This is a genomic window from Bosea sp. RAC05 (genome assembly GCF_001713455.1).
Lineage (GTDB): Bacteria > Pseudomonadota > Alphaproteobacteria > Rhizobiales > Beijerinckiaceae > Allobosea.
This window is the reverse complement of the sequence record NZ_CP016464.1, coordinates 2,004,832-2,022,162: the sequence shown is the minus strand read 5'-3', so window position 1 is coordinate 2,022,162 and position 17,331 is coordinate 2,004,832. Positions and strand designations below refer to the sequence as shown.

Genomic DNA, 17,331 nt, shown 5'->3' with positions numbered 1-17,331 from the left:
GCGGCCTCGCGTCCTCACCAGCGCTGCTGCTCGAAAGCCCGGCTTCGGCCGGGCTTTCTGCATTTTTGGGCCGCAGTGACCGCGGCAGCGGGCCGCGATCTGCGCCGGCTGAGGGACGAAACCCTTCCGCAACGGAAATCATGCTCTTAGCGCATGCATTGCATGCATTTTTTGCTTGCGTTGGCGCGCAGACCTGTTTTCCTGACGTAATCGTGATGACCTGGACAACAGGCGCACGAAAAGCGCTCCAGGGGAGGAGAAGAAGTATGAAGCGTCGTCACTTTCTGAAGGTTGCCGGGGCCGGTGCCGCCGCCGGCGCGATCGCGAGCCCCGCCATCGCGCAGGCCATGCCGGAGGTCCGGTGGCGGGTGACCTCGTCCTTCCCCAAGTCGCTCGACACGATCTACGGTGCGTCCGAGGTGCTGTCGAAGGCCGTGTCGGAAGCCACCGACGGCAAGTTCCAGATCCAGGTCTTCGCGGCGGGTGAAATCGTTCCGGGCCTGCAGGCCGCCGATGCCGTGACCAACGGCACCGTCGAGATGTGCCACACCGCGTCCTACTACTATGTCGGCAAGGACCCGACCTTCGCCTTCGGCACGGCGGTTCCGTTCGGCCTGAACGCCCGCCAGCAGAACGCCTGGTTCTATCATGGCGGCGGCAACGAGCTGCTCAACGAGTTCTACAAGAAGCACAACATCTACGCGCTGCCCGGCGGCAACACCGGCTGCCAGATGGGCGGCTGGTTCCGCAAGGAGATCAAGACCGTCGCCGACCTGCAGGGCGTCAAGATGCGCATCGGCGGCTTCGCCGGGCAGGTTTTGTCCAAGCTCGGCGTCGTGCCGCAGCAGATCGCCGGCGGCGACATCTATCCGGCGCTGGAAAAGGGCACCATCGACGCGGCCGAATGGGTCGGCCCGGCCGATGACGAGAAGCTCGGCTTCAACAAGGTCGCGCCGTTCTACTATTATCCCGGCTGGTGGGAGGGTGGCGCCGCGCTGCACTTCTTCCTGAACACCGCGCGGTGGGAGGCGCTGCCGAAGCTCTACAAGTCCGTGCTGACCACGGCCGCAGGTCTCGCCAATCTCGACATGCTGGCGAAGTACGACGCCCGCAACCCCACCGCCCTGAAGCGCCTCGTCGGCGCCGGCGCGCAGCTGCGGCCGTTCTCGCAGGAGATCCTCGAGGCCTGCCTGAAGGCGTCGAAGGAGGTCTATGCCGAAACCGCGGCCAAGAACCCGGACTTCAAGAAGGTCTATGACGCGATGGCGGCCTTCCGGAACGATGAATATCTCTGGTTCCAGATCGCCGAATACACCTTCGACAATTTCATGATCCGCGCGCGCGCGGCCAATCAGCTCTGACAAGGAGCGACCGGCCGCATCGCGGCCCAACTATCCCCACACCCCGGCCGAAAGGCCGGGGTTTTCGGTTCGGCGGCCCTGCCCTAGGATCGATCCGCCACATCTGCGCCGCCTTGTTCGGCCAGGGTCGCATCGGATCACGATCGGAAAGCCGCCCCATGCTGCGTCTCGCCAGTTCCGCCTTCGCCCTCCTGCTGCTCACGACCGGCGCGCAGGCCCAGTCGATCGGGGAACCGATCCCGGGTCGCGGAGCCGTCAAGGAGCGCGCCAATCCCGCTCGTGCCGATGCGCGGCCGATGCGGCCCTGCCCCGAATACGGGCCGGGCTTCGTCAGGGTGGACGGCTCCTCCTTCTGCGTACGCGCCGGCGGTTCGGTCCGCGTCGATGTCGGCAAGAGCTCGCGCAGCGGCTACGGGACCTCGACCGGGGCGCTGGTCCAGCTCGAAGGCCGGGGCCCCTCCAGCATCGGTGAGGTCCGCACCGTCGTCCGGATGCGCGGACAGGTCGACCGCGGGCTCGATTCGGGCTCCTACATCTATCGCTGAGCGCGCGGCGGCGGCTCAACCGACGAGGCGCGCCACCTCCCGGCGCAGCACCGGTACGAGCTCGGCCTCGAACCAGGGATGGCGCCTGAGCCAGGCGTTGTTGCGCCAGGACGGATGCGGCAGCGGCAGGATGCGCGGCCGGTCCGGACGGGCCCAGATCGCGCGCCAGTCCGCCATCGTCTCCGACAGGGTCCCCGCCGCCGCCTCGCGGAGATGCCAGAGCTGCGCATAGCGCCCGATGGCGAGAACGAGTTCCACCGCCGGCAGCCCCGCGAACACGCGCGCCCTCCAGGCCGGCGCGCATTCGGCCCGCGGCGGCCGATCGCCACCCTTGGCGTCCAGCCCCGGAAAGCAGTGCCCCATCGGCACGATGGCGACCTTGGCGGCATCGTAGAAGCGGCCTTCGTCGAGGCCGAGCCAGCCGCGCAGGCGCACGCCCGACGGGTCGGTGAAGGGCTGGCCGCTAGCATGCACCCGCGTGCCGGGCGCCTGTCCGGCGATGCACAGCCGCGCCGTCGCCGAGGCCTGGATGACCGGACGCGGCTCGTGCGGCAGCGGCGGCCCGCGGGACGGCGCATCGCGGCAGATGCGGCAAGCCCTCAGCTCGGCCAGCAGCGCCTCCAGACCATCGCTCCCGGTCATCGCCTCGCCCAGTGCGAGCGGCCCGGCGCCCGCGACAAAAGCCCATCGCAGGTCCAGCTCGCTGGCGACCGGCTCCAGCCGTCGGGGTCCCCGGCCTCGACCGTCGCCATGCCGTTGATCTGGCCGCTGGGGCGATTGCGCAGGACGTAGAGCGCCCCGCTGCGCTCGACGGTGAAGCAGTAGGTCCGGCGCTTCTCCTGCGGGCCGTAATAGTAGCAGACGGCGTCTGCCGTGGTCGTCCAGCAGGCGTCGGTGTTGGGAACGCCGCGGTTGTGGCCGGTGGCGCGACCATCGGGATGGTGATGCTCGCTGAAGGGGCGGTTGGTCGCGGCATAGCGCCCGGCGACGGTGTTGCCCTCGAAAGCCCGCCGGATCGCCTCGCCGTCGAGCCGCTCGGCGGCGCCGGCATGGCCCGGGGCCGCCATCATCGCGACGAGGACGGCTCCCGCGGCCCGCAGCCGCATCAGCGCGCCGCCAGACGCCGCCGCGTCATCGGGATCGCGGGCGCCTTCGAGATCAGGCCGTCGCAATACCAGGGCTCGCCATTGTCGCCGTGCTTGCGCGGATTGCCGAGCTCGACGGAGGCGAGCGCATTGATCTGGCCGTTTCCGGCATTGCGCAGGATGTAGAGATCGCGATTCAGCTCGACCGTGAAGCAATGCACTGTGCGATCCGTCTGCGGGCCGTAATAGTAGCAGACCTGATCGGCGCGCGTCGTCCAGCAGGCGTCGCGGTTGGGTTGCCAGCCATTATGGCCGAGCGCCCGGCCATCGGGGTCGTGGAACTCGGTGAAGAAGCCACCATTGGTGTAGCGGCCGCTGACGGTGTTGCCCTCGAAGGCCCGGCGGATCGCCCCTGCGTCGAGACGCTCCACCGCCGCGGCGGGCAGCGGCAGCGCGACCAGGATCCCGAGCAGGAGGAGTGCAGCGCGCATCAGGCCTTCCAGCTCGGCCGCGCCGACAGCTCGGCATGCCAGCGCCGGATCTGGACGAAGTCCTCCGGCAGCGGGATGCGGGAGGGCTTCATGAAGTCGATCGCGATGCCGGCGGTGATGTCGGCCACGGTCAGGTCCTCGCCGCAGAGAAAGCGGCTGCCCGCGAGCTGCAGTTCGAGCAGCCAGAGATGATCGTCGATCTGCTCGCGATTGGCCTCGGCCCATTCCGGCACCTGCGTCTCGAGCTCGGCCATCGAGGGGTGGGAATGGCGAAACACCGCGGCCACCGCGGAAAAGAGGCCGAGCTCGATGCGACGGTTCCACATCTCGACAAGGGCCTGCTCGCGGGCATCGCGGCCAAACAGCGGCGGCTGCGGGTGAAGGCTCTCGATATAGCGGCAGATGGCGATGGTTTCGGCCAGGGCCGTGCCGTCGTCCAGCACCAGCACGGGCAGGCGCTGGGAGGGGTTGAGCCGGGTGAAGGCCTCGCTCTTGTGCTCCCGCTTGCCGATGTCGACCGGGACCAGTTCGGGCAGCGGCACGCCCTTCTCGGCGAAGAAGATCCGCACCCGCCGCGGATTGGGCGCGCGACCGCCATCATAGAGCTTCATCGAGATCCTCTCCCCATCGCCGCGCGACCCGACCATGCCGCGAGGCGGATGGTCAATCCTTTCAAGGTGTTTCGTGATGTTTGTGTGGCATCGGCGCCGCGCCTCAGCGGGCGTGGCTGCGCCGCCAGGTCTCCGGCCGTTCGAACCGGAGCGCCCAGATGCCGCGGCCGGCCGCCCTCGCCTGCTCTTCCTCGGCGCGGTAGCCGCCATAGGCGACCGCGTGCCCCTCCCGCACCAGCATGGCGTTGATGTCGGTCTCGCCCTGCCGGCAGCGCGCGAGCCCGCGACCATAGCGATCGATCTTGCCGATCTCGCAGGTGACGGGCCCGCGCGCCAGCAGCGCCTCCAGTGCGCGACGCGAGACCCGCCCGCAATCGACCTCGTGCCCGCCCGCGTCGAGGCAGCTCTGGCGCAGCTCCGGCGCGTCGAGGCCCTCGAGCCGCAGTTCCTCGCCGAGCAGACGCAGGGAATCGCCGTCGATGGCGCGGGCCATGCCGACCAGCGTGCGAGCCGGCCCGAGACGGTACTGAAGCACCGCCCCGGCGATCGCCAGGAGCCCGAGGATTCCCAGCGCCACGACGATGTCGACGGGACGCCCGACGCGCCGCCAGCCGAGGGGTCCGTTCTTCCACCGGGTGAATCCGAAGCGCGTCATCAGGAAGAGCTTAACGATTTGCCGACCATGATGGCAGGCCCGTCGCGCAGGCCGCGCGCGGGAAGAGGACAGCGCGTCTCCCGATCATGGCGGAAGTGACAGCCGAACAGGTGCAGCGCGGGCGCGGGCCGGACCCGACGGTCCTCGCACGCCGCAAGCTCGTCACCCGCGAGGTCAAGTCGGTGCGCGAGCGGCTGACGTCCTCGACCGGCCTCGAGCGCGCCTTCGACAACGAGTTGCTGCGGGTTTTCGCCGAGTACCGCATGAACGGCTCGGTCGGAACGCTGATTCTGGCGCTCGCCGTGGCCGCCGCCGCCTGCCTCTGGGTGCCCATCGATCGGGTCACGCCCTGGGTCGGCACGGTGCTGCTGGCCACGATGGTCATCGTCGTTCTGAGCCGGCGCTTTCTGACGCAGGCCATGGGCGAGATTTCGATCCGGCCCTGGCGCCGGGCCTTCGCGCTGGCGGAGGGCTTCCACGGCATCAGCTGGGCGATGATGCTGCTGGTCTTCGCGCAGGTGGATGCGCCCGGGGCCAAGGTCTTCGTCACGACGACGCTGCTGATCGTCAGCGCGCTGACGGTGATGCTCGCCGCCTCGATCCCCATGGCGGTCTATGCCGGAATCGTGCCGATCATGATCGGCATCGCCGCCTATTTCTGGGGCCGCACCGACATGGACAGCCTGACCACCGCCGTGATGGCCGCGGCGGCGCAGCTGTTCTTCGTCTTCCTCGCCAACCGTCTCTATGTCAGCTCGGTCTCGACCATCGCCTTCCGCGCCGAAAAGGACGCGCTGATCGCGGAGCTGGAAACGGCCAACGCCAATTCCGACGAGGCCCGGCGGAAAGCGGAAGAAGCCAATCTCGCCAAGTCGCGCTTCCTGGCGACGATGAGCCACGAGCTGCGCACCCCCCTCAACGCCATCCTCGGTTTCTCCGAGGTGATGAAGAACGAGGTCTTCGGCGGGCACGCCAATGCGGCCTACAAGGAATACTCGGCCGATATTCACAGCTCCGGCCAGCATCTGCTCGAGCTGATCAACGAGATCCTCGATCTGTCGCGGATCGAGTCGGGCAAGTACGAACTGAACGAGGAGGCGCTCTCGCTCGCCGACATCGCCGAGGACTGCCGGCACATGCTCAACCTGCGCGCCAAGGCGAAGAGCCAGACGATCCGCGAGGTGTTCGAGCCCGATCTGCCGAGGGTCTGGGCCGACGAGCGCGCGATCCGCCAGGTCGTCCTCAACATCCTCTCGAACGCGATCAAGTTTACCCCGCCGGGCGGCGAGATCACCGTCAAGGTCGGCTGGACCGCCAATGGCGGGCAATATGTCTCGATCACCGATACCGGCCCGGGCATTCCAGAGGACGAGATCCCGATCGTGCTGCAGACCTTCGGGCGCGGCTCGCTGGCGATCAAGACGGCCGAGCAGGGTTCGGGGCTGGGCCTGCCGATCGTCAAGGGACTGATCGACCTGCATGGCGGCGGCTTCAACCTGAAATCCAAGCCGCGCGCCGGCACCGAGGTGACGGTCACCCTGCCGCCAGTGCGCGTCATGGACACGCTCGCGGCCCTGCCGGAACCGGAGACGCGCGCCGCCTGAACGCCGCCCGAATCGTGCCACAGCTGTCGTCGACACCCCTGATCGCCCTGCCCCCGCGCTCCCCGCTTCCTCCCACCTCTCGGATTGTTCGATCATGAACCGGAAAACGCGCGTCGCGGTGCTCTACGGCGGCAAATCGGGCGAGCACGAGGTGTCGCTCAAGTCGGCGGCGTCCGTGCTGCGCTATCTCGACCGCGAGCGCTTCGAGCCGGTGCCGGTGAGCATCGACAAGGACGGCCGCTGGCAGTGCCATGATCTGCGCCGGATCGAGGCCGCCAACACCGAGAGCCTGCCGATTCCCGCCGACTCGCCGGCGATCCGCCTCGAATCTCAGGCGGATGGGCGCACCGCGATCCTGCCGAGCGACGCCGATGCCGCCGCGATCGCGCCGGTGGACGTCGTCTTCCCGGTGATCCATGGCCCGCTCTGCGAGGACGGCTCGCTGCAGGGGCTGCTTGAACTCGCGGGCGCGGCCTATGTCGGCTCGGGCGTGCTCGGCTCGGCCGTCTCGATGCACAAGGACATCGCCAAGCGGCTGGCGGCGCTGGCGGGCCTTCCCGTCGCGCCCTATTTCGCGGTCGCGCGGCGGGATTATCGCCGGGACCCTGCCGCCGCCACCAAAGCGGCCCGCGCCGGGCTGACGCTGCCGGTCTTCGTCAAGCCCTGCAACATGGGCTCCAGCGTCGGCGTGCATAAAGTGAAGCGCTGGGAGGATCTCGACGCCGCGCTGGCGGACGCCTTCCAGTACGATCTCAAGGTGCTGATCGAGCAGGGCATCGACGCCCGCGAGATCGAGGTGGCCGTCCTCGACGGCGAACCGCCGGTGGCGAGTGTCGCCAGCGAGCTCAATGCCGGCCCGCAGCACGAGTTCTACTCCTACGAGGCGAAGTACATCGACCAGGACGGGGCGAGCGTCGATCTGCCGGCCAAGCTCGACGCGGCGCAGATGGCGCGCGTGCGGCAGCTGGCGATCGACGCCTTCGTCGCGCTCGACTGCAGCGGCCTGGCGCGGGTCGACTTCTTCCTCGACCGCCAGAGCGGGGCCTTCTTCTTCAACGAGATCAACACACTGCCGGGCTTCACCGCGATCAGCATGTATCCGAAGATGATGGAAGCGTCGGGCATGCCCTACCCCGCGCTTCTGACCCGACTGGTCGAGCTGGCGCAGGAGCGCCACGCCGAGCGGGCGGGGCTGCGGACGAGCTACGAGGGGTAGGAGCCGCGAACCTCGCGCGGTCGCTTCACCAGACGTGCAGCCTGACCGCCGCCGCTGATGTCGGCCGTCACGCCTTGCCCAGTCGCTCCGCAATCCAGAGCTTGATCAGGGACTGCCGGGTCACGCCGAGATGCTGCGCCTGACGGTCCAGGCCTTGGACGACCCAACTCGGAAAATCGACGTTCACGCGCTTCGTCTCGCTGTTGGGACGCCGCGCCTTGGCCCAGTCGATTTTGTCCTCAACAGACTGCCCGTCATCGAAAGCCTGATCGAAATCACCCGTTTTCATAGTATTCGATCTCCTCACTTCGAGCGCGCCGCACCGAGATGATACGCACCCGATCGCCGCGATAGACATAAATCGCGGACCAGTGCTTTTGGCCGATCAGTCCCACTGCCATGAAGCGCGGCTCGCCCTCAGTCCGGGCAGGCGCTTCCAGCAGACGCGCATCCTCCCAAAGAGCCTGCGCCTGTTGGAAATCGATCCCGTGCTTGGCCAAGTTGGCCGCGCTTTTGAGAGGGTCGAACTCAAATGGCATGGGTCAATATAGTATAGAAATTATACCTTTTACAGCCCCCTCAAAGACCACTCACACAACAGGCGCAGCGCTAGTCCTTCCCTGCGACCCCCGCCTGCGCGAAGGTCGCCATGCCGTTGTGGATGGCAGCCGCCGCCTTGACGAGGCTGGCGGCGAGAGCAGCGCCCGAGCCTTCGCCCAGCCGCATGTCGAGCGCCAGCAGCGGCGCCTTGCCGAGCGTCGCCAGCACCTGCGCATGCGCGCCCTCGGCCGAGAGATGGCCGGCGATGCAGTGGTCGATCGCGGAGGGCTCGATCGCGTGCAGGATGGCGGCGGCGGCCGTCACCACATAGCCGTCGAGGATCACGGGGATCCGCTGCGAGCGGGCGGCGATGATGGCGCCGCAGATCGCCGCGACCTCGCGCCCGCCGAGCCGGCGCAGCACCTCGAGCGGGTCCTTCAGATGGGGACGGTGCAGCGCGATGCCGGCCTCGACGGCGGCGACCTTGCGCTTCAGCCCGGCATCGTCGAGCCCGGTGCCGCGGCCGCACCAGAAGGCGGCATCGCCGCCATAGAGCGCGGCATAGATCGCGGCGGCCGAGGTGGTGTTGCCGATGCCCATCTCGCCGAGGCAGAGCAGATCCGTGCCGCCGACCAGCGCCTCCATGCCGAAGGCCATGGTGGCGACGCAGGCGCGCTCGTCGAGCGCGTCACCTTGCGTGAAATCCCCCGTCGGCAGGTCGAGCGCGAGGTCGAAGACCTTGAAGCCGAGATCGAAGGCGGCGCAGATCTGGTTGATCGCCGCGCCGCCGGCCGCGAAATTCTCGAGCATCTGGCGCGTCACCGCCTGCGGAAAGGCCGAGACGCCCTGCGCCACGACGCCGTGATTGCCGGCGAAGACGCAGACCAGCGGGCGGTCGACCGAGGGCTTGCCCTTGCCCTGCCAGGCGGCGAGCCATTCGGCGATCTCCTCCATGCGGCCGAGGCTGCCGGCGGGCTTGGTCAACTCCTTGTCGCGGGCGCGCACCATGTTCGCGGCCGCCATATCGGGGCCGGGCATCGCGGCGATCAGCTCGCGGATGTCGTCGAAGGGCAATCCAGAAACGGCCATGGTGGACTCTGTGGCTAAGGACGGGCGGCGGCGCTTCGGCGATGGCCCCGCGGTTGCCGCTGCTGCTATAGGCTGTGGCGGATGAAGACAATCGAGGACAGGGATGAGGCGGTGCCGCAGGCCGCGCCTGTACCGCCGGCGGGTGCCGAGCCGGCCTGGCCCGGCTGGACCGTCGCGACCGCGATCTGCATCCGCTTCTATTCGCGCCTGCCGGTGCCAGCCCTGCCCGGCGAGGCCGATCCCCATGCCGCACCCGATTTCCGCACCGTGCCGCGCGCCCTGCCCTTGGCGGCGCTGGTCATCTCCCTGCCGGCCGCGCTGGTCCTGGCTGGCGCTGGAGCCGCCGGGCTCGGCGGGCTGCTCTCGGCCACGCTCGCCCTCGCGACGCTGGCGGTGACGACGGGCGCCCTGCATGAGGACGGGCTCGCCGACAGTGCCGACGGGCTCTTCGGCGGGCGCACGCCCGAGCGCCGGCTCGAGATCATGAAGGACAGCCGGCTCGGCAGCTATGGCGCCCTGGCGATGGCTCTGGCGCTGCTGCTGCGCGTCTTCGCGCTGGCGCTGATCCTCGACCGGGCCGGGCCTCTGGCAGCAAGCGGTGCCCTCGTGGCGGCGGCCGTGCTGTCGCGGCTGTCGGGTCTGCATCTGCTGGCGGGGATGGCGCCGGCCCGCCCGGTGGGTGCCTCGGCGTCGGTCGGGCGGCCGAGCCTGCCGACGGCCTGGCTGGCCTCCGCCATCGGCCTTCTGCTCGCGGGCGGGCTCGCGCTCATCTGCCGGCTGCCGCTTGCGGGGCTGGGACTCGGGCTCGCGCTGATCGCCCTCAACGCGTTTCTCGTCAGGCGCCTCTGCCGCCGGCTGATCGGCGGACAGACCGGCGACGTCGCAGGAGCGACGCAGCAGCTCGACGAAATCGCGCTCTATCTCGGCTTCGCGCTGATGCTGGTGACAGGCCTGTCGTGACCGCAATCTCCTCGCCCTGCGTCAAGTTATGCCAGCTCGACCCCGCAACCCGGCTCTGCCTCGGCTGCGGCCGCTCGCTCCACGAGATCGGGCGCTGGAGCAATCTGAGCGAGGCGGAGCGCCGGGCGATCATGACCGAACTGCCTGCTCGGCTCGGAGCCCGGAAAAGCGTCGGAGCACCTTGACGATACGGAATGGCGGCGCATCCTTCGGGGCGTTTCAGACGAGCGATTTCATCAGGAGATTCGCATGCGCAAGATCATGATCAGCCTGCCCACCGGGCTGTTCGCCGCCGCCGCCATCTACGCCGTGTCCAGCATCGCCCTGCCCGCGCCGGCCGCCGCCGTGGTCTGCGCCAAGGGTGTCTACCGCGCCGGCTGCGTCGGCCCCAACGGCGCCGTCGCCGTCCGCCGTCCCGCCGCACGCAAGCACGGTGCCGTCTGCCGGCGCTACGGAATCGTTGGCGGCGTTCGCCGCTGCGTCGTCTGGTAACGCCCGCCGCGCTCCGGCGCGGACGGGATCAGGCCTCCGTCCGCGCCAGCCCCGACAGGGCCTCGCCCGCCAGGCGGTAGAAGACCTTCTCGCTCTGGGCGATGGCACCAAGGCCATCGTAGAAGCGCAGCAGGTCGGGGTTGGCGGCATCCGCGGTCCAGTCGAGCCGCTTGTGGCCGCGCGCCAGCGCGAGCTCTGCCAGCGCGCGCATCAGCGCGCGACCGATCCCGCGACCGCGCGCGGCGGCGGCGACATAGAGTTCCTTCAGGAAGAAGCCCGAGGTCAGGCCCGGCCCCGGATAGATCGCGCAGGCGGAGGCGAAGCCGAGCAGCGCTCCCTGACGCTCTGCAATCAGGATCTCGACGCCGGCGGGCCGGTTGGCGAGACCGTCCAGGATGGCCTGCGATGGTGGACAGGGGACGCGGTAGTGCGCCTGCATGTCCACCATCAGCGCGACGAGCGCCTGATGGTCCGCGGCGGCGAGAGCCCGGATGCCGATGGGGCTCGCGCTGTCCGTCACCAGTACCCTCCCGCGATCAATGCAGCAGCGTCCAGATGAAGCGGGCCGCGACGAGCAGCAGGAACAGGCCGAAGACGACCTCGAGCTTGCGCTTCGAGAGCCGGTGCGCGAGGCGCGCGCCGATCGGCGCCGTCCAGATCGAGGTCGGGATGAACAGGATGAAGCCGATCAGCGAGACATAGCCGAGCGAGAGCGGCGGCAGCACGTCCATCTTTGGCCAGCCGGCATAGATGAAGCCGAGCGCACCGGGGATCGAGATCAGCACGCCGAGCCCCGACGAGGTCGCGACCGCCTGATGGATCGGGCGGCCGTAGAAGGTCATGAACAGGCTGGAGAGCTGGCCGCCGCCGATGCCCATCAGCGCCGAGAGCACGCCGATGACGCCGCCATAGACCGTCATCAGCACCCGGCCCGGCATCTGCGTGCCGAGCTGCCAGCGATCGGAGGCGAAGAGCAGGCGCAGCGCGCTGAAGATCGCGACGATGACGAAGATGATCTTGAACAGGTCCGCGGGCGCGAAGCGGGCGATGTAGCTGCCGACGATGACGCCGAGGACCACGGGGACCGCCCAGATCTTCAGGATCGACATGTCGACCATGCCCTTGGCGCGATGGGCGTTGAAGGAGCGGATCGAGGTCGGGATGATGACCGCCAGCGAGGTGCCGACGCAGAGCGGCATGCGGACATCCTCGGGCACGCCGATGACGCGGAAGACCTCGTAGAGGATCGGCACGATGACCGCGCCGCCGCCGACGCCGAAGACGCCCGCGAGCAGGCCGGTGATGGCCCCCGCCGCGACCAGCGAGATGGCGAGGAAGACGAGGTCGCCGACGGGAATTCCAGCAAGCATGACAGCGTTCCGACACAGGGGAGGCTGCTGTGGGGGATTTCCGGCGCCGGAGCAAGCACGGCAGGGCGGAGCCGATATGCAGCGATGATCCGTCACCGGGCCCCGGCCATGCGCTGCGCCCAGCAAGACGGGTGCCGCGGGGAGCCTCCCCGCATGCTCGCCCTGCACGGCGGCCCCCACGCCGTCACCGCTCGACCCCGGCCCATCCCGCTGATGATCTGCGCGTCGCCCGCCCGTCGCGGGCGAGCCAACGCGAGGAGACCGTCGAGACGACATCAAGGCCGGCACCAAGCCGGACCGCAACGATCATCTGGGAGGATAAAGCGATGACAGACCCGACTGTTCACGACCACGATCCCACCGAGGCACAGCCTGCGATCCTGTCGCGGCGCCGCCTGATCCACGCCGCGGGGCTCGGAGCGCTCGCCGCCGCCACTGGGCCGGCCTTCGCCCAATCCACCGCGAACCGGCCGTCCCCACCGACCACCGTCACCTCGCCGCCACGCGACTTCAGCCGCCAGGGCGCTCCGACGACCTATTTCTGGGACCCCGACGTCATCGCGCTCGATCCGGCCTTCAACGGGCTGGCACAGCCCAATGCCGCGATCCAGCGGATCTGGACCGGCGGCCTGTGGGTCGAGGGGCCGGCCTGGAACGCCCAGGGCCGCTACCTCGTCTGGAGCGACATCCCGCGCAACCGCCAGATGCGCTGGATCGAGGATGACGGCCATGTCAGCGTCTTCCGCGCGCCGTCGGGCAACAGCAACGGCAACAGCTTCGATTTCCAGGGCCGCCAGCTCTCCTGCGAGCACCTCAATCGCCGCGTCGTGCGCTACGAACTCGACGGCTCGGCGACGGTGCTCGCCGACTCGTTCGACGGCAAGAAGCTGAATTCGCCCAACGATATCGTCGCCCATCCCGACGGCAGCTACTGGTTCACCGATCCGCCCTATGGCGGCCAGCTCTACGAGGGCGCGCCCGACGCACCGGGCGGGCCGAGCAACGCCAACGGCAAGATCAATCCCCGCCTCGGCCAGCCGCCGGGCATCGGGCTCGCCAAGCGCGAATTGCCGACCAACACCTACCGGCTCGACCCGAGCGGGCGCGTCGAGCTCGTCGTGCCGGAGTCGCAGGTGCCGGACCCCAACGGCCTGTGCTTTTCGCCCGACTTCAAGCGGCTCTACATCGCCTCGACCGGCAAGGGACCGGGCGATACCGGGCCGGGCGGCAAGGGCGACATCCATGTCTTCGACGTCGGCGCCGACAACAAGCTCAGCAATGGGCGGGTGTTCTCGGACTGCATGCTCGACGGCGTGAATTGCGGGCCCGACGGCCTACGCTGCGATGTCGAGGGCAATCTCTGGGCCTCGTCCAATGCCGGGCGCAATGTCGGCTACAACGGCGTCAACATCTTCAACCCCGCCGGCAAGCTGATCGGCCGCATCCGCCTGCCGGAGGTCTGCGGCAATATCTGCTTCGGCGGGCCGAAGCGGAACCGGCTGTTCATGGCCGCGAGCCAGTCGATCTACGCGCTCTATCTGGGCACGCAGGGCGCCGGGCCGGGCTGAAGACCGCGCTGCGACCGGCCTGGCGTAGAGCCGGGCCGGTCGTCAGGTGAACAGCGCCTCCAGCTTGGCGAGCGAGCCGGTCCAGCCATGGGTGTGGCCCTTGACCGCCTGCTCGTCGAAGAGCTGCTCGTGCAGCAGGGTCAGGATCGTGCCGGCGCCATCGGGCTTGAAGGTGACGATCACCCGCGAGACGCGCTCGGGCGTCGTGACCCAGGACCAGGAGAAGGCCAGCCTCTCATTCGCGACGACCTCGTAATAGGTGCCGGAGACCTCGTGACGCTCGCCGGTATCCTCCAACATCACCACGCGAAAGCCACCGCCGACCCGGGCGTCGACCGAGACCTCCTGCGTCACGACGTTTTCCGGCCCGAACCACTGCATCAGCAGCGTCGGGTCAGTCCAGGCCTCGAAGATTTCGGCCGGCGTGGCGTTCAACCGGCGCTTGATCGTCAGGCTCGGCGTGGTCGCGACGCGCTCGTGCATGGCCGGTCCTCTCTCGGGGCGTTCACTCGGCCTCGGAGGGAGCCTTGCGGCGCGCTTCCAGCATCGCCTCCAGCGCGTCGAGGCGCTGCGTCCAGAATCTCTGATAGCGCGCGAGCCAGCCCATCGCCTCCTCCATCGGGTCGGCATTGAGGCGGCAGGAGACGGTACGGCCCGTCTTCGTCCGCGTGATCAGCCCGGCATCCGACAGCACGTCGAGATGCTTCATCACCGCCGGCAGCGACATCGCGAAGGGCCGGGCCAGATCGCTGACCGAGACCGCGTGCTCGCCCTCGAGGCGCGCGAGCAGGGCTCGGCGCGTCGGATCGGACAGAGCCGCGAAGGTGCGGTCCAGCTGCGAGGATTCCAACTTAACCATTACGTTAAGTTACCTTACGTCCACTGAGAACGTCAAGTCTCGCTGGCGTGTCAATCCGACACGCCCTCGCGCCCGCCGACCGCCATGCAGGTGGCGGTCAGCATGGCACAGAGCTTCTCGGCTCCGTCCCGGACGGCGAAGACCTCGGCCAGGGCGAGCGTCAGCGTTCGCCCTGCCTTGACCACCCGGCCCCGGGCGATGAGCTTTTCGCCGGCAGCGGGCGCCAAGAGGTTGATCTTGAACTCGGCGGTCAGCACGCCCGCCCCTGCCTGCATCCGCGTCAGCGCCGCATAGCCGCAGGCGGAATCGGCGATGGCCGCGACCGCACCGGCATGGACGAAACCATGCTGCTGCGAAACGAGCGGCCCGACCGGCAGTTCGATCTCGACCTCGCCCGGCGCCACGCGCAGGAGCCGCGCGCCCAGCGTCGTCATGAAGCCCTGCTTGTCGAAGCTCTCGGCGACACGGCGGCCGATCTCGGTGTCGGAAGGCGCCTCGGCCATCGTCATGCCTCCTCAGGCGGCCCGCTCGGCGTCGTGCCGGGCAACATGGGCGATCGCCGCGCGAAGCTCGGCCAGCCCCGCGCCGGCCGCGACGCAATGCTCGGCGAGATGGCGGCGGAACTGGCGCGCGCCCGGCCGGCCGGGAAACAGGCCGACGAGATGGCGCGTGAACGCATGCAGCCGCCCGCCGGCCTCGAGATGACGCGCGAGATGCGGCTCCAGCGCCTCCAGCATGGCGAAGGCGTCCGCAACCGGCGCGTCCTCGCCGAAGAGCAGCGGATCGACGCGCAGCAGGATCTCCGGGTTCTGGTAGGCCTCGCGGCCGATCATGACGCCGTCAAGATGCGCGAGATGGCCCGCCCATTCCTCCGGGGCGCGGATGCCGCCATTGATGGCGATGGGCAGAGCGGGATGGGCCGCCTTCAGCCGGTAGGCGCGCTCGTAGTCGAGCGGCGGGATCTCGCGGTTCTCCTTGGGCGAGAGCCCCTGCAGCCAGGCCTTGCGGGCATGGACTATGAGCGCATCGACACCCGCCGCCGTCACCGCCTGCGTCAGCGCATCAAGCGCTTCTTCCGGATCCTGATCGTCGACGCCGATGCGGCATTTGACCGTGACGGGGATCGCGACCGCCGCCTTCATCGCCGCGACGCAGTCGCCGACGAGCGCCGGCTCGCGCATCAGGCAGGCGCCGAACGCCCCGCCCTGGACGCGGTCGGAGGGGCAGCCGCAGTTGAGGTTGATCTCATCATAGCCAAAATCGGCACCGATCCGGGCGGCCTGCGCCAGCAGGGCGGGATCGTTGCCGCCGAGTTGCAGCGCGACCGGATGTTCGACCGCGTCGAAGCCGATCAGCCGCGGGCGGTCACCCCGGATCACCGCCTGCGCGGTCACCATCTCGGTGTAGAGCCGGGCGCGGCGCGACATCAGGCGGTGGATGACGCGGCAATGCCGGTCGGTCCAGTCCATCATCGGCGCGACGGAAAAGCGCAGCAGCTCGGGCGAAAGGGCGGTCATGGCGGCTGACTAGCCGAAAATGCGACGCGATGCACCTGCGGCGGCCACCCGCAGGATCGGGCCGCGACCAGCCCCGGGCGCAAGCGCCACGAGGCCCGCGAGCCTCACCCCAGCAGGCGCTGGTCGGCGAGATGGACGAGCCGGCCGGCGGCGATGGTCGCGACGATGCGGGGATGGGGGCCATCCTCGACGAGAACGAGATCGGCGCGCTTGCCCGGCGCGATGACGCCGCGGTCGTCCAAGCCCAGCGCCTGCGCCGGAGCGCGCGAGACCAGCGCCCAGGCCTCGGCGAAGGAGGCCGCGCCGCGGCGCGCCAGCAGGAACGGCGCGAGCGCCAGCGCCGGATAGTAGTAGTCCGAGGCCAGGATGGTGCAGAGCCCGGCCCGCACCATCTCCTCGGCGCTCGGGCAGCCGGTATGCGAGCCGCCGCGCACGACATTGGGGGCCCCGAAGACGATCGCCTCGCCATGGGCGTCGGCCGCGCGTGCGGTGGCCTCGTCGATCGGGAACTCGGCGACGGTCACGCCCAGCGAACGGTACCAGGCGCGCATGTCGGGCGTCATGTCGTCATGGGAGAACATCGTCACGCCGGCTGCGCGCGCCGCCGCGGCAAGCCGCGTGATCGAGCCCTCGACCTCGGGCTTGCGGGCATAGACGGCCTCGACCAGCGCCATGAAGGCCTCCGTCGAGAGGCCCGTGCGCTCGACCATCTTGCCGATCTTGTCGGGGCGCTGGCGCGTCTTCAGCGTGCCCTCGGTGTGGTCGTTGAAGGCGAGCACGCCGACGCGGCCCTCGGCCAGCCAGTCGAGGATCTGCGGCTCGGCATCGAGGTTGAAGGTCTCGTGGCGCAGATGGAAGCGGGTATCGGCGCCCAGTTCCGGCTGCAGCCGCGCGATCGCCTCGGCCAGGGCGCGGGCGTTCTGCGCCCCGCGCAGGCCCGGTTCCCAGGACCAGGTCACGCCGTGGAAGGCGGTGGTGATGCCATTGGCGAGCAGGGCCCGGTCGGCATCCTTCAAAGCGAGGTCGATGTCGAAGGCAACCCGCGGCCGGGGCATGATGTGGCGCTCGAAGGCATCGCCATGGCAGTCGACGAGCCCCGGCAGCACGAGGAGCCCGGTCGCATCGAGCCTGAGAGCGCCCGCGCGCGGCGCGGTGTCGAAGGCAGCGATCAGGCCGTCAGCCACAGCGAGGTCGCGACGCTCGAGGCCATCGCCCAGGATATCGCCGCCCGTAATCGAAATCGCCACATCCATCTCCCTGCCGCGATCGAAGGGTGCGGCCGACCGCGCATGGAATCCGGGGATGACGGCCGCATGACAGACTTCGTCACCGAACCGTCAAGCAGCCGTCACCCCTGCGTCGCAAGGC

General features: G+C 69.3%; 23 protein-coding genes. 8 read left to right on the top strand and 15 right to left on the bottom strand.

Annotated elements, in window-relative coordinates:
- Positions 1–266 precede the first annotated feature (266 nt).
- The gene (locus BSY19_RS13020) at positions 267–1,361 is read left to right on the top strand and encodes a TRAP transporter substrate-binding protein (protein ID WP_069054542.1); all 1,095 of its coding nucleotides are present in this window, start codon (positions 267–269) and stop codon (positions 1,359–1,361) included.
- A 158-nt stretch (positions 1,362–1,519) separates the two neighbouring features.
- Entirely contained in the window at positions 1,520–1,906 is a 387-nt protein-coding gene (locus BSY19_RS13015; RefSeq protein ID WP_069054541.1) for a hypothetical protein, read from the top strand.
- Between the two features lie 15 nt (positions 1,907–1,921).
- Here BSY19_RS13015 and BSY19_RS13010 read toward each other — a convergent pair whose 3' ends face one another.
- The 5 genes from BSY19_RS13010 to BSY19_RS12990 form a co-directional block, all read right to left on the bottom strand.
- Entirely contained in the window at positions 1,922–2,548 is a 627-nt protein-coding gene (locus BSY19_RS13010; RefSeq protein ID WP_069054540.1) for a uracil-DNA glycosylase family protein, read from the bottom strand.
- Positions 2,545–3,078, bottom strand: a complete 534-nt coding sequence (locus BSY19_RS13005) for a hypothetical protein (protein ID WP_150129604.1) — start codon at positions 3,076–3,078, stop codon at positions 2,545–2,547. The genes BSY19_RS13010 and BSY19_RS13005 overlap by 4 nt, the downstream gene beginning before the upstream one ends.
- Entirely contained in the window at positions 3,012–3,482 is a 471-nt protein-coding gene (locus BSY19_RS13000; protein ID WP_069054538.1) for a hypothetical protein, read from the bottom strand. Before BSY19_RS13000 ends, BSY19_RS13005 begins: the two co-directional genes overlap by 67 nt.
- The gene (locus BSY19_RS12995) at positions 3,482–4,093 is read right to left on the bottom strand and encodes a glutathione S-transferase family protein (RefSeq protein WP_069057065.1); all 612 of its coding nucleotides are present in this window, start codon (positions 4,091–4,093) and stop codon (positions 3,482–3,484) included. Before BSY19_RS12995 ends, BSY19_RS13000 begins: the two co-directional genes overlap by 1 nt.
- A 103-nt stretch (positions 4,094–4,196) precedes the next feature.
- The gene (locus BSY19_RS12990) at positions 4,197–4,748 is read right to left on the bottom strand and encodes a thermonuclease family protein (protein WP_150129603.1); all 552 of its coding nucleotides are present in this window, start codon (positions 4,746–4,748) and stop codon (positions 4,197–4,199) included.
- Between the two features lie 86 nt (positions 4,749–4,834).
- Here BSY19_RS12990 and BSY19_RS12985 point away from each other — a divergent pair, with 86 nt between their 5' ends.
- Together BSY19_RS12985 and BSY19_RS12980 are read left to right on the top strand one after the other, a co-directional pair.
- Positions 4,835–6,352 carry a sensor histidine kinase gene (locus BSY19_RS12985; protein ID WP_069054537.1) on the top strand — a complete coding sequence of 506 codons (1,518 nt, stop codon included), beginning with the start codon at positions 4,835–4,837 and terminating at the stop codon, positions 6,350–6,352.
- Between the two features lie 94 nt (positions 6,353–6,446).
- Complete coding sequence (locus tag BSY19_RS12980) at positions 6,447–7,568, top strand: D-alanine--D-alanine ligase family protein (RefSeq protein WP_083247577.1); 1,122 nt, start codon at positions 6,447–6,449, stop codon at positions 7,566–7,568.
- A 67-nt stretch (positions 7,569–7,635) separates the two neighbouring features.
- Here the strand turns inward: BSY19_RS12980 and brnA are convergent, their stop codons facing one another.
- The 3 genes from brnA to cobT all read right to left on the bottom strand — a co-directional run bounded on the left by brnA (position 7,636) and on the right by cobT (position 9,197).
- Positions 7,636–7,857 (bottom strand): type II toxin-antitoxin system BrnA family antitoxin, encoded by a 222-nt coding sequence (gene brnA / locus BSY19_RS12975; RefSeq protein WP_069054535.1) that lies wholly within the window; start codon positions 7,855–7,857, stop codon positions 7,636–7,638.
- Complete coding sequence (locus tag BSY19_RS12970; RefSeq protein WP_069054534.1) at positions 7,844–8,107, bottom strand: BrnT family toxin; 264 nt, start codon at positions 8,105–8,107, stop codon at positions 7,844–7,846. Before BSY19_RS12970 ends, brnA begins: the two co-directional genes overlap by 14 nt.
- 70 nt (positions 8,108–8,177) lie before the next feature.
- Positions 8,178–9,197 (bottom strand): nicotinate-nucleotide--dimethylbenzimidazole phosphoribosyltransferase, encoded by a 1,020-nt coding sequence (cobT, locus tag BSY19_RS12965; protein WP_069054533.1) that lies wholly within the window; start codon positions 9,195–9,197, stop codon positions 8,178–8,180.
- Positions 9,198–9,278: 81 nt separating this feature from the next.
- Here cobT and BSY19_RS12960 point away from each other — a divergent pair, with 81 nt between their 5' ends.
- The 3 genes from BSY19_RS12960 to BSY19_RS12955 all read left to right on the top strand — a co-directional run bounded on the left by BSY19_RS12960 (position 9,279) and on the right by BSY19_RS12955 (position 10,649).
- Positions 9,279–10,157 (top strand): adenosylcobinamide-GDP ribazoletransferase, encoded by an 879-nt coding sequence (locus tag BSY19_RS12960; protein WP_069054532.1) that lies wholly within the window; start codon positions 9,279–9,281, stop codon positions 10,155–10,157.
- A complete protein-coding gene (locus tag BSY19_RS27015; RefSeq protein ID WP_335622334.1) occupies positions 10,154–10,342 on the top strand; it encodes a DUF1289 domain-containing protein in 189 nt (62 codons plus the stop codon). Before BSY19_RS12960 ends, BSY19_RS27015 begins: the two co-directional genes overlap by 4 nt.
- Before the next feature lie 64 nt (positions 10,343–10,406).
- Positions 10,407–10,649, top strand: a complete 243-nt coding sequence (locus BSY19_RS12955) for a hypothetical protein (RefSeq protein WP_083247576.1) — start codon at positions 10,407–10,409, stop codon at positions 10,647–10,649.
- A gap of 28 nt (positions 10,650–10,677) precedes the next feature.
- On the opposite strand, the gene BSY19_RS12950 is transcribed toward BSY19_RS12955, so the two are convergent.
- Entirely contained in the window at positions 10,678–11,097 is a 420-nt protein-coding gene (locus BSY19_RS12950; protein ID WP_150129775.1) for a GNAT family N-acetyltransferase, read from the bottom strand.
- Positions 11,098–11,185: 88 nt separating this feature from the next.
- On the bottom strand, positions 11,186–12,019 hold the full coding sequence (locus tag BSY19_RS12945; RefSeq protein ID WP_069054531.1) for a sulfite exporter TauE/SafE family protein: 834 nt from the start codon (positions 12,017–12,019) through the stop codon (positions 11,186–11,188).
- A gap of 326 nt (positions 12,020–12,345) precedes the next feature.
- On the opposite strand from BSY19_RS12945, the gene BSY19_RS12940 reads away from it, so the two are divergent.
- Positions 12,346–13,587, top strand: coding sequence for an SMP-30/gluconolactonase/LRE family protein (locus BSY19_RS12940; RefSeq protein ID WP_069054530.1), 1,242 nt, complete (start codon positions 12,346–12,348; stop codon positions 13,585–13,587).
- Positions 13,588–13,629: 42 nt separating this feature from the next.
- Here the strand turns inward: BSY19_RS12940 and BSY19_RS12935 are convergent, their stop codons facing one another.
- The 5 genes from BSY19_RS12935 to BSY19_RS12915 all read right to left on the bottom strand — a co-directional run bounded on the left by BSY19_RS12935 (position 13,630) and on the right by BSY19_RS12915 (position 17,216).
- Complete coding sequence (locus BSY19_RS12935; protein WP_069054529.1) at positions 13,630–14,070, bottom strand: SRPBCC family protein; 441 nt, start codon at positions 14,068–14,070, stop codon at positions 13,630–13,632.
- Between the two features lie 22 nt (positions 14,071–14,092).
- On the bottom strand, positions 14,093–14,446 hold the full coding sequence (locus tag BSY19_RS12930; RefSeq protein ID WP_069054528.1) for an ArsR/SmtB family transcription factor: 354 nt from the start codon (positions 14,444–14,446) through the stop codon (positions 14,093–14,095).
- Between the two features lie 50 nt (positions 14,447–14,496).
- Complete coding sequence (locus BSY19_RS12925) at positions 14,497–14,949, bottom strand: PaaI family thioesterase (RefSeq protein WP_171905138.1); 453 nt, start codon at positions 14,947–14,949, stop codon at positions 14,497–14,499.
- A gap of 12 nt (positions 14,950–14,961) precedes the next feature.
- A complete protein-coding gene (dusA, locus tag BSY19_RS12920) occupies positions 14,962–15,963 on the bottom strand; it encodes a tRNA dihydrouridine(20/20a) synthase DusA (protein ID WP_083247575.1) in 1,002 nt (333 codons plus the stop codon).
- Positions 15,964–16,067: 104 nt separating this feature from the next.
- Entirely contained in the window at positions 16,068–17,216 is a 1,149-nt protein-coding gene (locus tag BSY19_RS12915) for an alpha-D-ribose 1-methylphosphonate 5-triphosphate diphosphatase (protein WP_069054526.1), read from the bottom strand.
- Positions 17,217–17,331: the final 115 nt, after the last annotated feature.